The sequence below is a fragment of the Polaribacter sejongensis genome (assembly GCF_038024065.1).
GTDB classification, from domain to species: Bacteria; Bacteroidota; Bacteroidia; order Flavobacteriales; family Flavobacteriaceae; genus Polaribacter; species Polaribacter sejongensis.
In genome coordinates, this window is record NZ_CP150667.1 from 1,963,279 (window position 1) to 1,979,826 (window position 16,548).

Here is a 16,548-nt window from a genome sequence, read left to right on the forward strand (position 1 = left end):
TTTTTTTAAAACTTTAGTACATAAATATACCCATATCTAGAAGTTCATTTGTGCTTTTATGCTTAAATTTGTAGCTCTTTTAAAAAAGCATTTCAGAAGGATGAAAAAAATTATTAGTATTCTCTACTCGACTCGTTTAATGGCCGTTTTATTTATCCTTTTTGCGGTTGCAATGGGAGTTGCAACATTTATAGAAAACGATTTTGGCACACAAACCTCTAAAGCACTCGTTTATAACACCTGGTGGTTTGAACTAATTATGCTGTTATTTGTTATTAATTTCTTTGGTAACATTTTTAGATACAGATTGTATAAAAAAGAAAAATGGGCCGTTTTAATGTTTCATTTATCCTTTTTATTAATTCTTATTGGTGCAGGCGTAACTCGTTATATTGGTTACGAAGGTATAATGTTGATTAAAGAAGGTGAATCTACCAATAAATTTTTATCTGAGACTACTTACTTAAACGCAATTGTAGATAATAATAAGGTACAGAAGCCAGAAATAAACAAACCAATGCTGTTATCTGCTTGGGGTAAAAACTCTTGGTCTTACTCAGATCATTTTAAAACCGAAGACACAGAACAAGATTTTAGTTTTGAGCTTGTTGAATATATTCCTTGGGCTGAAAGAAAATTAGTTGAAGATGAAAATGGAGTTGAACATTTGTTTTTTGTAGAATCTTCTGAAGGTGGTCGTCATGAACATTGGATTCAAAAAGGGACGATTCAAAATATTCATGGCGTTTTAGTTGGCTATAATGCTGAGGGAGATAATGCTTCTATCAACTTTATGGAAGAAGATGGAAACTTAAAAATGGTTTCTAAAGATGATGGTGATTGGTTTAGAATGGCAGACCAGAAAAAGGGTAATATTGTAAAAGACTCTGTTCAAAACTTTCAATATTTAACATTACACAATGTTTCTGGATTGCAATTTGTAATTCCAAGACCTTCAGAAAAGGGTATAATGAAAACGACTAGTGGTCCAAAAGACGATAAAAAATTAGATGTTGTTGTTGTTGATATTACAAGTAATGGCCAAACAGAAAGAGTAGAATTAACGGGAGGTAAATTTAACTCTCAAGGTTCTAAAGAAGTTACTGTTGGAGGACTAAATTTTAGAGTATTATATGGTGCAAAAATTTTAGAAACACCCTTTTTAGTGAAATTAAATGACTTTCAATTAGAAAAATACCCAGGATCTGAAAGTGCTGCATCTTACGCTAGTGAAGTAACCGTAATAGATGGAGATGAATCTTTTGATTATAGAATATTTATGAATCACATTTTAGACCACAAAGGCTATAAATTCTTCCAATCTAGTTACGACTTATCTGGACCAGTAGAGGAGACACATCTTTCTGTAAATCATGATTTTTTAGGAACATTTATTACTTACTTAGGTTATTCTTTCTTATACACAGGTTTAATCTGTATTCTATTCGCAAAACACACGAGATTTAGTCACCTAAAAGAATCTTTAAAGAAAATCAGAAAGAAAAAGGCTACCCTATCTATTGTAGCAACATTACTACTTTCTAGTTTTAGTTTTGCTCAAGAAACACCACACGCTCCGCATGAACCGAATCAAATTACAAACCAACAAATAGACTCTCTATTACAAGCTAATATAGTTGATATTAAACATGCCGAGAGTTTTAATAAATTGGTTATTCAAGATGCTGGAGGTAGAATGAAGCCGGCACATACTTTTTCTTCTGAATTGGTTAGAAAAGTAAGTAAAGAAGAAACTTTTAAAGGAATGCAACCTAGTCAGGTTTTACTATCTATTATAGAAAACCCAAGACTTTGGTTTGAAGTGCCTATTATATATTTAGAAAAAGGAAATTCAAAAATTAGAGAGGTTTTAAGTTTACCCGTAACCGCTACACACGCTCGTTTATCAGATTTTATTACTCCAACTGGAGCTTATAAAATAAAAGATGATGTAGCAGAAGCACAAAAGAAAAATATAAAAAATAAATATGAAAACGATTTAATTAAAATTGATAAACGTGTAGGTTTATTATACAGTGCTATTGGAGGTGGAATTTTACGTATTTACCCAATACCTAATGATGATAATAATACTTGGGTTTCTCAACCAGAAACTTCAACTGCAGGCTTTAAAGCTACAGACTCGGTATTTGTTAGACAATCGTTACCTGTTTATATTCAACTTTTACAAGAGGCTAAAAAATCTAATGATTACACTAAAGCAGATCAAATCTTAGATGGTATTAAGAAGTTTCAGAAGAAATTTGGATCAGAAGTATACCCTTCACAAAATAGAATTGACTTAGAAATCACTTATAATAAATGGGAAATTTTCACAAAAACTTCTGTATTATATATGATTTTAGGATTGTTATTAATATTTATTGAGATATTAAAAATATTCTATTATAAATCTAAAGTACTAGGTTATATTGTTAAAGGACTTATTGCATTAACAATTTTAAGCTTCCTATTTCATACGTTTGGATTAGCCTCTAGATGGTATATAAGTGGAAATGCACCTTGGAGTAATGCTTATGAATCTATTATTTATGTTGCTTGGGCAACCATGTTATTTGGGTTGTTTTTAGGAAAAAAATCGACTTTAACCATTGGTGCAACTACTTTTTTAGCAGCTATTATTCTGTTTTTTGCACATCAAAACTGGTTAGATCCTGCAATTGCTAACTTACAACCTGTTTTAAATTCTTGGTGGTTAATGGTGCACGTGTCTATTATTGTAGCTAGTTATGGTCCTTTCTCTTTAGCAATGATTTTAGGTATTGTTTCTTTAATTCTTATTGTTTTTACTACCGAGAAAAACAAGAAAAGAATGGATCTTAATATTAAAGAGTTAACTATTATTAATGAAATGGCCATTAGTGTTGGTTTGGTTATGTTAACTATTGGTAACTTTTTAGGAGGTATGTGGGCCAACGAAAGCTGGGGACGTTATTGGGGTTGGGATCCAAAGGAAACTTGGGCTCTAATTTCTATCATGGTATATGCTTTTGTTCTACACATGCGTTTAATACCTGGTTTACGTAGTCGATTAGCGTTTAGTTTTGCTTCTGCTTTTTCTTATTTAGCCATAATGATGACCTATTTTGGAGTGAACTTCTATTTATCTGGTTTGCATTCTTATGCAAGTGGAGACAAGGCTGTAACACCTAGAGAGGCTTATATTTATATTGGTGCATTAGTTTTACTTACAGTTTTAGCATCCTTTAAATACAAGAAATACTTTAAAAAGTAACACATAATTTAGCAATAAAATGTACTTTTGCAACTGATTTAATAACAATAAAAAACAATATGTTTCATAAAAATATAAAATTAATTTTAGCTGGTTTAATAACAGCTTTCGCGGTGTATCAATTTACCTTAGGTAATATAATGAACGGAATTTCGATCTTACTTTTGGCAGGGATTTTTGTATTATTCTATTTTAAAAACGAATTTATTTTACTTGCTTTTTTACAATTACGTAAGCAAAATTTTGAAGGAACTAAAAAATGGTTAGGATATATTAAAAACCCAGAAGCTGCATTAATTGTTAAGCAACAAGGTTATTTTAATTATTTACATGGTATTATATTAAGTCAGACCAATATTACACAAGCAGAAAAATTTCTACGTAAAGCAGTAAAAATAGGTTTACCTATGGATCATGATTTAGCAATGGCTAAATTGCAGTTAGCTGGTATTGCAATGACAAAAAGACGTAAACGTGAAGCAACTAACTTAATGGCTGAAGCTAAAAAATTAGACAAACATGGTATGTTAAAAGACCAAATGAAGATGATGAAAGATCAGATGAAAAAAATCTAATACTTTCATTTTACTGATATAAAGAAATCCGCTATTTAGCGGATTTTTTTATGACTTATAATTATTATAATTAAAAGGTATTGCAGTAAAAAAAAGACACAACCGTGAGGCAACTAACTTGATAGGCTGAAGGTGAAAAACTAGACAAACACGGTATATTAAAAGACTAAATGGAGATAATGAAAGACCCGATAAAAATCTAATACTTTCTTTTTCTCCTTTACTGATATAAAAAAAATCCGCTGTTTAGCGGATTTTTTTATGACTTATATGTACTTATTATTTTCATATTAAAACTTCTAACAGCCTATTTAAACAGAAAGCTGATAAGATTGTTTAGCCCTGATTGAACCTTTCGTCAAGCTCAAGACAAGCTATTGGTTTGAGCTCTTTTTTATTCCTTTTTAGGATAAAAAAAGCGAGTAGTAAAAGCAGGAAATAGCTTCTAAAAAAACAGAAAAAAACACTGCTACTACAAGCTAAACCTTAACTATTTTAATCTAGTTAAACTTAAGTCATTATTATACTTTACAATAAATAAACCTTTGTTTTCTGTGACACCACCAGACTTGTCGGTATAATCAAACTTACTTTCTATTCTAAAAGAAGCACCTTCTTTAAACGTGTCTTTTAAATCATCTCCAGAAGCCAATCGAATTAAAACATCGTAAGTAATATCAAAACCTTTGGTTGCAGAAAATGAAGGCAACGCATTGTTTTTTCGAGAATACTGATTGTTAAATTGTTGTGTTGAAATTGAAGCTTCACTTACATACTCATCACTTACATACGTTAAATTAACTTTTGCTAATTTTAGATTTGCAATTTTATCAAAAGCATCTCCTTTGTTGTAGGTAAATAATTGAACGTTTGTATTATCTGGTAAACTAATTAAACTATTTATAGCACCTGCAACTAAAATAGTGTTATCAGAAGTTAAAACAACCCAATTATTCTGATTTGGTTTTAAGATTTCTAAAAAACGATTTTTAGCAATATATCCCTTTGAAGGTTTTAAAACATGAACAACCGTAATAGAATCATGAGATTGTAATGACTGTTTTATGGCAGCATTAGAAATATTTGATTCATATTCTCCATCTCCTACTAAAATTAAATTACCAGTTGTAAAATTGTCTTTTATGTACGTAACTAATTCGTCTCTAAAAACTTTTTTCTCTGGTGATGTTTTAATCAATTTTGAAGCAGTAAATTTAGATTGCTTGGTAGAATAAAAAGGAAAAACAACAGGTACATTTAACCTATTTGCCACCAATTCTGCCTCTTCCGAATACAAAGGACCAATTACTACATCATTCTTATTCAGGTTATTTTCAGACAAAATTGTTTTAATCTTTGTACTATTACTTCCTGTATCAAAGACATTTAACTCAATGTTAACTCCTTGACTTCTTAAAGAGTCTACGGCAATTTGTGCACCTAAATAAAAGTCTGTAACCATATCTGCCAATTTGCTCTTCTGAAAAATATCTTTTGACGTAGAAGATCTATATTCATCAGCTCTAAAAGGTAGTAATAAGGCCGCTTTTAAATGAATTTTAGAATCAATTACATCTTCATAGATATTGTTTTCGATAACAACTTCTCCTTCTTCAATGGCTTTTATTTTAATAATCTGCCCCACTTTTAAACCTTCTGTTAAAACAGGGTTAAGTGTTGTCAACTCTTCTTGAGTCACATTATAAAAACGAGTTAAACTATAAAAAGTATCTCCTTTTTTAACTTCATAAACAACAAAGTTCTTTTTAAGTTCATCTATAAGCTCCTCCTTTTTTTCTTTTACAGTAGCTTCTTTGTCTTTAGCACCGGTTGCAACAACTTCTACCGTTTTATCTTTGGTAGAAGTTGTTGCTTTTATTTTTTTATTAGGGATTACAATAACAGAATTTACTGCTGGATTGCTTCCCACATCTGGGTTTAATCGCAGTAAATCTTTGGTGTTCATATTAAATCTCTGAGCAATACCGCTCATTGTTTCCCCCTCTTTTACTTTATACTGAACGTATTTACTTTGTTGACCGCAAGAAACGGTAAACGTTAAAATACATAGAAATACAATAAACTTTACATGTTTCATATACATTACTCCCATTCTATAGTTGCAGGTGGTTTAGAGCTAATATCATAAACAACTCTATTTACACCTTTTACTTGATTTATTATTTTATTAGATGTTTTTTGCAAAAATTCATAAGGTAAGTTCACCCAATCTGCCGTCATTCCATCTGTACTTTCTACTGCTCTTAAAGCCACTACTTTTTCATAAGTTCTTTCATCTCCCATAACTCCTACAGAGTTTACCGGAAGTAACATAGCTCCTGCTTGCCAAACTTTATCATACAAACCGTCTTCTTTTAAACCGTTTATAAAAATAGCATCTACTTCTTGCAAAATTCTTACTTTTTCTGCCGTAATATCTCCTAAAATACGAATCCCTAAACCTGGTCCAGGAAATGGATGACGACCTAATAATTCTGGGTCTATCCCCATAGAAGCACCTACTCTTCTAACTTCGTCTTTAAAAATCATTTTTAAAGGCTCTACAATCTTCAATTTCATATAATCTGGTAAACCTCCCACATTATGATGACTTTTAATAGTTGCAGATGGACCTCCATTTACAGAAACTGACTCAATAACATCAGGATAAATAGTTCCTTGTGCTAGCCAAGTAACATCTTTAATTTTATGTGCTTCATCATCAAAAACTTCTATAAAAGCATTCCCAATTGCTTTACGTTTTTTCTCTGGATCTGTTAAACCTTCTAAGGCTTTCAAAAAACGTGCCGATGCATCTACACCTTTAACGTTTAATCCCATACCTTCGTATCTCTTCAATACTGTTTCGAACTCATTTTTACGTAAAAGTCCGTTATTTACAAAAATACAGTATACGTTTTTACCAATTGCTTTGTTTAACAAAACCGCTGCTACAGAAGAATCTACACCTCCAGAAAGTCCTAAAACTACTTTATCATTCCCAACTTTTTCTCTAATTGCTGCTACTGTACTTTCTACAAAAGAATCTGGTGTCCATGTTTGTGCAACACCTGCAATTTTAACTAAAAAGTTTTCTAATAGTTGTTTACCATCTTTAGAATGGTATACTTCTGGATGAAACTGAATAGCATACGTTTCTTCTCCTTTAATTTTATAAGCCGCATTTTCTACGTCTTTAGTACTCGCCAATAACTCACCGTTGGTTGGCAATTCTTTTATAGTGTCTGAATGACTCATCCAAACTTGGCTACCTGCTGAAATGTTATCAAAAAAAGTTTCATCACTTTTTATATATGATAAATTTGCTCTACCATATTCTCTCGTATTAGAAGGAGCTACTTGTCCGCCTGCAAAATGCGCTAAATATTGCGCACCATAACAAACAGCTAAAACAGGTTTTTTTCCTCTAATTTCTGATAAATCTGGATGTAAAACATTTTCTCCCCTTACAGAATTTGGGCTACCTGATAAGATAACTGCTTTAAACTCTGATTGATTTTTTGGTGGATGGTTATAAGGATGAATTTCACAGTAAATGTTTAATTCTCTTACTCTTCTCGCAATTAGCTGTGTGTATTGCGATCCGAAATCTAAAATAAGTACGTTGTGTTGTTGCATGCGCAAAAATAATATATTGATTTGAAATTAAAGCAAAGGACGCAAAGAATTTTCGTTAAGATTTCAAAGAAAATATAATTGCAATTACTTCTTAATATATCTTGCTATATATTAAAAATAAAGCATAAAAAAACTCAAGAAATTTATATTCTTGAGTTTTCTTTTATAAATATTTATGATCTATTGTAAAAACAAACTATCACTTAATATGTTTGCTTGTAAACCTTAATTTTTTAAAACTTATAAACGATTGCATTTATATTCATTCCTGCACCAACAGAAGCAAAAATAACAACATCTCCTTTATTTACTTCTTGATTTTCAATTTCTCCTTTTAAAACTAAATCTAAAAGCGTAGGCACAGTTGCTACAGAGCTATTACCTAATTTAGTAATACTTAAAGGCATAACACCTTCTGGAACTTTCTTTTTAAACTGTCTAAAGAAGCGCTTCATAATTGCTTCATCCATTTTTTCATTGGCCTGATGAATGAAAATCTTTTTAACCTCATCTATTTCTACACCAGCTTTATCTAAAGCGAATTTCATAGCTACAGGAACATGAACCAAAGCAAATTCATAAATTTTTCTTCCTAGCATTTTTATATATTGCACGTCTTGGTCTACTTCTTTGTTAAAAGAACTTCCGTAGTGTAAATAATAAGCTTCTTCGTTTGCAAAAGTTTGGGTTGCATGACTCAAAATACCAGCATCAGTTTCTTCCGTAGCTTCTAAAATACAAGCTCCAGCTCCATCACTAAAAATCATAGAATCTCTATCGTACTTATCTACCACCCGAGATAAAGTTTCGGCACCAATTACCAAACATTTTTTAGCCATACCCGCTTTTATAAATGCGTGTGCTTGTATGGTAGCTTCTATCCAACCTGGACAACCAAAAAGAATATCATAGGCTACACAATTAGGGTTTTTAATACCTAATTTATGTTTTACTCTTGTAGATAAACTTGGTAATAAATCACTCTGACCTCCACCAGCTTTAACTTCTCCAAAATTATGCGCTATAATAATATAATCTAACTCTTCTTGATCGATGTTAGCATCTTCAATAGCTTTTTGAGCCGCAAAAAATGCTAAATCAGAAGATGTATATTCTGGTTTTGCATATCTTCTTTCTTCAATACCCGTAATTGCCTTAAACTTTTCTATAATTACATCGTTATCAGAATTAAAAGGCGAACCATCTTCATTTAAAAAGTGTTCGTTTAAAAAATCTTTATTTTCTTTAGTTATAGAAGGAATAAAAGTACCTGTTCCTGTTATTTTTGATGAAATCATAATTGATATTAAATATTATTTTACTTAAAAAATATTAGCCCTCTAAAGTACGAATTTCACTATTAATAGAATTAAAAAATCGTATAAAAAACGATATTCAAAACTACTTTTTGAGGAAAAATATAAATAGAGAAAAATTACGTTTATGTTATTGGTATACGCCCATTTTTAACTCCATAACAGTAGCAATAGACCTCGCTCTGTTCTTCATATTATGTGCCCTTTCTCCTTCAAAATTGTCATCAATAGTTTTAAAAAAATACGACATCCAAATGGTAAAATGCTCTTTCTTAAAAGCAACAAAAACATTTTTATCTACATGTTTTTTCATCACATTATTCGTATACGTATTGGTATCGAAAAGAATGTCATTCCAAAAGTCGGAAATCACCTCTAAATGTTCTTCTAAATGGTTTTGTGCAACAATATCCTCAAAAAAAGGAATCATTTTTTTATCTGCTAATAACAAGTCGTAAAACTTAGTGATGATATATTTTATATCTTTTCTTGATGAAATATCTGGTTTCATATTTTATTTTTTAGAGCGCCTAAAAGGTTCTTTAAATATTACAAGTGTTTACAAGATTGCTGTTTGCTTGCGTTAGGGATTGAAATGACATCGTTTTTTTTAAAGTAAAAAGATAAAGTATTTCGACTACGATCAAGATAAATTCCAAGCCCGTTAAAACGCCCAAAAGATATTATAAATACTTGCTATCAAAAGAAAAAGGCAATAATGAAAGTAGCGATTCTGTAACAACAACCTCACCTACTTCTCCCATAAAAAGGACTTGAAATGGTGATTTTTGATTGATTTCATATTCAGACAATGTTTGTCTACAAGCACCACAAGGTCCAATCGGCTTGTTTACGTTAGTTATTGTAGAACTTGCCGTAATTGCTAATTTTATAATTTTCATATCTGGATATTCAGAACCTGCTTTCCAAATAGCAACTCTTTCTGCACACATACCAGAAGGATATGCAGCACTTTCTTGATTGTTTCCTAAAACAATTTCGCCATTGTCTAATAATAAAGCGGCACCAACATGAAACTTAGAATATGGAGCATACGCTTTCTTTCTAGCTTCTATAGCTTTCTGCATTAAAAGAGTATCTTCTGCAGATAGTTCTGAAATATCATTATAGACTGTTGCTGATGTTGAAACTTCAATTTTTCTCATAAAAATCTGTTCGTCAAAAAAAGCAGCCTTATTTGACTGCTTTTAAATATTGTTATAAACTTACTAAAAATAAATGACTTTTAATAATCATCAAAAACTTCTCCTAAATCAAATGATAATGAAAAACGTAATGAGTTTTCTAACGGATTATTTACATCTGAAGAATTAATTAAATAAGATAAATCTACATTTAAAGCATTGGTTTTAAACCCACCACCTAAAGTAAAGTATTGTCTATTTCCTTTGTCTTGACTTTCATGAAAATAACCACCTCTTAAAGCAAAAGCATTGTTGTATAAATATTCTGCACCAAAAGCATAGGTGAATTCTTGGATTTCTTCGCTAAATCCTCCTGGAGCATCTCCAAAAGATTGAAAAATACCACTAACCCAACCAACATTATCATCTTCTCCTTCTACAATATTACCATCCGTATCTCTAATTGGTGGAGTAGGCACTAATAATTTTGTAAATTCTACGTTGGTAGAAATGGTATTGTAATCGTCTAATATAAAATCGAATCCACCACCTAACTTTAAGTTGGTAGGAATAAAATTTTCATTACCTGTTCCTGGGCTATAAGAAACCTTAGGGCCAATATTGGCTATATTAAATCCTAACCTGTAACGACCATTAAAATCTCCATAGTTTTCTTCAAAAGATTGGTAATAACCAGAAATATCCACAGCAAAAGAATTTATAGGCTCTAATCCATTACCTGGAAACCCCAAATCTGAATGTATATATTTTAGAGAAACTCCCATTGAAAAAGTCTCACTCAACTTTAAAGAATACGCTCCGGTAAGTGCTAATTCATTTGGCTTAATAATACCATTTGACACAGGAAAACCTCTAGCATCAATATCCGTTAAGTCTATCTGACCTAAAGAGAAGTATTTTACAGAAGCTCCCCAAGCTGCTCTGTCACTAAATCTGTTTATATATGAGCCAGTTCCTGCAAAAATATCATCTGTTAAATTACGTAACCAAGGTGAATACGCAATACCTGCTTTTACTTGTCTATTACTAAACGTCATTTTCGCAGGATTATGAAAAAGCGAAAAAGCGTCTGCAGAAGTTGCCACACCAACATCTCCCATACCTGCTGCCCTAGCATCTGGTACAATTAATAAAAATGGTGTAGCTGTTGTAATAGAACTCTCTTGAGCTGCAAGTTTTACACTTATGAAAGCACAAAGTGCAATACAAATTCCTAATTTCTTCATTTGATTTCTTTATTCTGATTTTAATTTGACAAATATCTAATTTTTATTGAAGTATTACTAATTTTTCATATTTCTCTGAAATAAGGTTACTTGAGGTTGCTTTCACTTTTAATTTATAAACATACACTCCTTTTCCAATTTTATTTCCAAAATCGTCTAAACCATTCCAAGAAACACTTCTTACCAACGTTTCTGCATTGGGTATATTTTGGTTAATCGTTTTTACTAATTTACCAGAAATCGTAAAAATCTGTACTTGCACATCTAAACTCTCATTTGGTTTGTTATGGTTAAACCAAAACTCGGTATAATTAACAAACGGATTTGGATAGTTTAATACATTTTCTAAATTTAAGATAGCATCACTAACAACCACAAAGTTTAACGTTAATTCAGATGAATTATTATAAGTGTCCCAGGCTTTTATTTTTAAAGTATGAGGTCCCACCTCTAAATCCCTTAATTTATAGGTAACTTTTCCTTTTGTAAAATCGTCTAATTCGGTTTCATAAAAGTCATTTAAGATAATTGGGTTGGTAGTATCTCCATCTAAAACTCCTACAATATCATGATCTACTGCTGTAATAGAAGTGTTAATTCCGCTTGCATCAACTAAAACAGCCACTAAACTAGGGGAAGCATTGGTGTTTCCCCCATCTATAAAAGACTCATCATTCATATAGAGCTTTATTTCTGGTCCCACCGTATCATCTGGTGCATTATCATTGATTCCCCCAACAATTACATCAAAATTGGCACCTGCTTTATCTAAAACTCCATTTTCCGCATAAAAACTTATTTTACCTTTTCCGTAGGCGATCTTAATATCTTTAGGAACAATAAAATCGAATTTAAAAACACCATTTGTTACGGTAGATTTACCGCTAAACAACTTACTATCTTGTGTATCAAAAGGAACTTTACTTCCGTTACCATCATTTGCTAAGGTGGTTTTCTCTATTACTTTATCGTACACAACCGTAGATAGAGAACCGTTAAAATCGGTTAAGATAGCATCAGAATCATCCACTACAACACCTTCAAAACTTACCCTAGACAATGCTTTTAAAGTATCTATAGAACTTGTTATCTCTTTTTCATTCATTTTAGTAATACGCACATTAGGTCTTGGTATTGCCAATTTCATTGCTGGATCTCCAAATGAAAATATAAAGAATTTTTGAGAGCTAGAAGACCTATTTTTAGCAACAGTTAAAGCCTCAGCAATAGATAAATTATCAGGAATACTTGCATCTCCATACTCTAACAAAATTTTGATTAAATCTTCATTAAACGTTTGTCCGGTACTAATATAAACCTCTCTAGTTGTGGTAATCATACTAGCTGCACCACCACTGGTGTTCCATAAAGTAAGCTCACCCGCAGTAACTCTATTCGGATTATCGAATCTAGAAAAATCACAAGTAATTGTTATTAAAAGAGGTAGTGTATTAGGGTTATTAAAACCTTGTATTTGAGCTTTATCTAAAATCTTTTCTTCTGCAAAACCATCTTCTCCTCCATGACCAAAATAATCAAATATTAAGGTTCCTTTTTCGATAGCATTGGTAATGGCTTCATTTACTTCAGGATATCGTTCTCCACCCGATGAGTTTTCTTGCACAAAAGCATCCGCATAAATTTTATTAATATTAAAACTAGGTTTATTCGTTTTTATAGACTCTGCAATTCTATCTAAACCTGGTTGCAAAGACGCATCGCTAGAAGGGTTATCTATATCATCTGCCAACATAGTAATCGTATTACGCCAATCACCTAAAGAACTTTTATCATAATAAGACAAAATTTTATTTACCACATCTTTGGCTTGCGTTAAAGTAGAAACCGGAATTCTACTTGATGCAACATCTATTTGATCACTAGTATTCATGCCTCCATCAGAATTACCTAGCATAACAAAAAAATCATCCGTTACCCAAGAGGTCGCTAAATTAAAGCTTACATCAGACAATTTTATAGGTACAATATTATTATTTCCTGTAATTCTATCTTTATAATCATAAGAAGCATCACCAAAAAAGCACACGTACTTTAGTTTTGTTTCTTCGGATGAGTTTGTCATATAAAAATGTCTTAGAAAATCTCTAATTCCGGTAATATCTTTTGATCCTGAAGAAAACTCATTATAGATATCATCTAAAATAATTACTTTGGTAGTGAGTCCAGAATTTTCTTGATGATAATCTGCCAATCTTTGGGCTTCACTAGAAAGTTCCGTATTGGTAATTACAATATAATTAAGGTCTTTTAAAGCATGTAGATTTTGGTTTGCAACTCGTCCATTTTGCAATGCTTTAGGTGTATAATAATCATTCTGATTCAATACTTGATATTCCTCTAGCGTTCCTCCATCAGCAATAAAAGTAAAACTATTGTCCGTACTATTATTTTGAATTGTTTTAGGAGCTACATGATCTGACACGTCCCAAACTTGAAAAATAGTTGAACTATTTTCAATTCGATATTCCACAGCACCTACTGAATTTGCTTGTTCAAAACTTCTAAAAGAAAATTGATTCGCAGCTGAAATCAGTTCTTTTTTACCTACAATTTCAATATAATCTAAAAAGGCTGTTGCAGATGGGTTTCCGTTGTTATTATAGGTAATAGAAATATCTAAAATATCTGCTGAATTTACAATATTCCCTGTTCTTTCAGAAGTTTTTGCTTTAACGGTAGTATTTGCTGGCGAAAAATTAAGACTATAAAGGTCTTGTCCGTTCACATTTACTGCCATTGAAGAAGAGGAGATAGATGTAGAAACACCTCTAACAGCAACTGATATATTTGCTCCAGAAACCGCATTGGGAAAAGGTATTTTAAAATTCTGTGTATTTTCTATATTAAAATCTGTATTGGAAAACCATTGAGTACCTGCAGCAATTAAGTTTCTTTCCTCCTTTTCATAAAAAGTATAATCGTCAAAAATCGTAATTTGTTTGGTAGCAGTGGTTGTTATTGGCGTCTTTTCTTGAATCCGTTTTCCATCATTGTTAGACACAGTGATAAAGTAATATGCTTCATCCGAATAAATATTTTGCCTATGTTTTATGTTGCTAGCATCTGTACCTTCCCAATCATGTGGTCCTTGCGCATAAAAAAGGATATAATCATTCGCATCAAAAGAACCATCATCTTCCCCTTCAATATAAATGGCATTTTCTTGTAAATCCGTAAATCTAACATCAGAATTTAAAACCGGTAACATGGCGCCACCATTTCCATAAATGCTTATTTTCTTAGGATTTAATCCATTTGTAGAGATTCCTATTTGTTGTAATAAGCTTCTATCTATTTTAAAAACGCCTGTAGTATCCACAGAAAATTTAAACCAGTCTCCTGTAGAAAGTACAGAATTAGTGGTCTGAGCAGAAATTACTTGAACTAAAAAAATAAAAAAAAGGGGTAAATATTGTTTTTTCATAATAGTATTCAAATAACGCAAATAATTTAGAGATATTTTAAGTCTTACAAAGATAAATTATACTAAATTTAAAAAGCAATCGTTTAATTAAATGTGGCAATAAAAATGCAGCGTTAAATTTTCTCTTTTACTTGTATGAATGTAGAATTATTGTAAATTGCATCGCTATAATAAAAACCTTAAACTAATTTTTAATTAGGAAATGAGAAACGTATTAAAAATATCTTTAGTTGTACTATCAGCCTTAACCTTGGCTAGTTGCAGTAAATCAACTTCAGGAAAATCGACACTTACAGGATTGCCTTTTAACAGTTCTAAGTATGGTAACTATATAAGAGGAAGTGAAACTGCCGGACAAGAAATTCCTTTAGGAATGGTTGCTATTGAAGGTGGTTCGTTTACAATGGGACAAGTACAAGATGACGTTATGTTTGATTGGAATACAACTCCTAAAAAAATGCACATCCGTTCTTTTTATATGGATGAGACCGAAGTTACCAATTCTGAGTACTTTTTATATGTACAGAATACAAAAGATGTTTTTCCTCCTTCAGAAGAAAAATACAAACACATTTATAACTCTGTTTTACCAGATACTTTAGTATGGAGAAAGAGTTTAGGTAATACAGATATTTTATCTGAAAATTACTTAAGACACCCAGCATATTCAGATTATCCGGTAGTTGGTGTTAGTTGGTTACAAGCTAACCAATACTGTAAATGGCGTACCAATGCTGTTAACTTAAAAAAGTTAATAGATAAAGGATATGTTAAAAATATTTTTGAAAACGATAGTATTAGAAACTTTTTTGATACCGATGTTTTCTTAGCTGATTCTGATAATCTTTTTGATGGAGATTCTACCATCTACAGAAGAGGTATTAGAACAGGTGGTTCTGCTAAAGGAGGTAGAGATGCTTTTCAGGGTAGAAAAATAACACAAGCAGACGGTGTTTTAAGTCAGAAATACAGATTGCCTACAGAAGCAGAATGGGAATTTGCTGCTAAAGCGAATATTGAAAATAGAGAATACAACAATATTAGAGGTAGAAAAAAATATGCTTGGGATGGTAAATATTCTAGAGAAACAAGCAAAAGACATAAAGGAGACCAAATGGCTAACTTTAAACAAGGAAAAGGTAACTATAGTGGTTTGTCTGGTTGGAGTTCTGATGGTTCAGACATTCCTATTAAAGTAAAATCATATCCACCAAATGCATTCGGATTGTATGATATGTCTGGAAACGTTGCAGAATGGGTCGCTGATGTTTACAGACCTATTATTGATAGTGAAGCAAACGATTTTAATTATTTTAGAGGTAATATTTTCACTAAAAAGATGATTGATAAAGATGGTAAAGTTGTTATTGTGAATAGCAATAGTAACGCAGAAGTAGAATATGATACTTTACCGAATGGCATCATAACTCCAAAACAATTACCTGGAACTATTAAATACATTCCAATTACGAAAAACGATGCTACCTTAAGAAGAAACTTTTCTGTTTCGGACAATACAGATATAGGTGATGGCGACTTAAACTCTTCTAGATTCTATGAAGATGAACAAGACCAGTTTGGTTCTAAACCAAGTATGTACAACTCTCCTAAAAACCCAACGAAGGAAATAGATCCAGAAACGGGTAGAGAGATTTCAGTAAATGACGATCAAAAAAGAACTACTTTAATTAGTAACAGAACAAGAGTATACAAAGGTGGTGCTTGGTCTGATAGAGAATATTGGTTAGATCCAGCTCAAAGAAGATACTTGCCAGAATATATGGCAACAAATTTTATTGGTTTTAGATGTGTTACAGACAAGGTAGGTCCTATGTCTTCATCTAACAACAAGAAAGCAAGAAATTCAGCGAGATAATACACTATTTATTAAAGAACACAACCTCACTGTATGTATTACAGTGAGG

General features: G+C 31.6%; 10 protein-coding genes. 3 read left to right on the top strand and 7 right to left on the bottom strand.

From position 1 onward, the window contains the following. The first annotated feature begins 100 nt into the window (after nt 1–100). Together ccsA and WHD08_RS08175 are read left to right on the top strand one after the other, a co-directional pair. Nucleotides 101–3,256, top strand: coding sequence for a cytochrome c biogenesis protein CcsA (gene ccsA, locus WHD08_RS08170; protein WP_208888579.1), 3,156 nt, complete (start codon nt 101–103; stop codon nt 3,254–3,256). A gap of 59 nt (nt 3,257–3,315) precedes the next feature. Further along, nucleotides 3,316–3,831 (top strand): DUF2892 domain-containing protein, encoded by a 516-nt coding sequence (locus WHD08_RS08175; protein ID WP_208888578.1) that lies wholly within the window; start codon nt 3,316–3,318, stop codon nt 3,829–3,831. Nucleotides 3,832–4,321: 490 nt separating this feature from the next. On the opposite strand, the gene WHD08_RS08180 is transcribed toward WHD08_RS08175, so the two are convergent. The 7 genes from WHD08_RS08180 to porU all read right to left on the bottom strand — a co-directional run bounded on the left by WHD08_RS08180 (nt 4,322) and on the right by porU (nt 14,623). Beyond that, nucleotides 4,322–5,929: a LysM peptidoglycan-binding domain-containing protein gene (locus WHD08_RS08180; protein WP_244183217.1), complete on the bottom strand. Its 1,608-nt coding sequence runs from the start codon at nt 5,927–5,929 to the stop codon at nt 4,322–4,324. A 5-nt stretch (nt 5,930–5,934) separates the two neighbouring features. Continuing rightward, a complete protein-coding gene (guaA, locus tag WHD08_RS08185; protein WP_165732975.1) occupies nt 5,935–7,470 on the bottom strand; it encodes a glutamine-hydrolyzing GMP synthase in 1,536 nt (511 codons plus the stop codon). 233 nt (nt 7,471–7,703) lie between these two features. Continuing rightward, on the bottom strand, nt 7,704–8,768 hold the full coding sequence (locus tag WHD08_RS08190) for a 3-oxoacyl-ACP synthase III family protein (RefSeq protein WP_165732976.1): 1,065 nt from the start codon (nt 8,766–8,768) through the stop codon (nt 7,704–7,706). A 148-nt stretch (nt 8,769–8,916) separates the two neighbouring features. Beyond that, on the bottom strand, nt 8,917–9,297 hold the full coding sequence (locus WHD08_RS08195; protein WP_165732977.1) for a group III truncated hemoglobin: 381 nt from the start codon (nt 9,295–9,297) through the stop codon (nt 8,917–8,919). A 172-nt stretch (nt 9,298–9,469) separates the two neighbouring features. After that, nucleotides 9,470–9,952 (bottom strand): cytidine deaminase, encoded by a 483-nt coding sequence (locus WHD08_RS08200; protein ID WP_208888576.1) that lies wholly within the window; start codon nt 9,950–9,952, stop codon nt 9,470–9,472. Nucleotides 9,953–10,032: 80 nt separating this feature from the next. Beyond that, entirely contained in the window at nt 10,033–11,178 is a 1,146-nt protein-coding gene (gene porV, locus WHD08_RS08205) for a type IX secretion system outer membrane channel protein PorV (protein ID WP_208888575.1), read from the bottom strand. Nucleotides 11,179–11,221: 43 nt separating this feature from the next. After that, nucleotides 11,222–14,623: a type IX secretion system sortase PorU gene (gene porU, locus WHD08_RS08210; protein WP_208888574.1), complete on the bottom strand. Its 3,402-nt coding sequence runs from the start codon at nt 14,621–14,623 to the stop codon at nt 11,222–11,224. Nucleotides 14,624–14,825: 202 nt separating this feature from the next. Between porU and gldJ the strand changes: the two genes are divergently transcribed. After that, nucleotides 14,826–16,499: a gliding motility lipoprotein GldJ gene (gene gldJ / locus WHD08_RS08215; protein WP_208888573.1), complete on the top strand. Its 1,674-nt coding sequence runs from the start codon at nt 14,826–14,828 to the stop codon at nt 16,497–16,499. Nucleotides 16,500–16,548 lie beyond the last annotated feature (49 nt).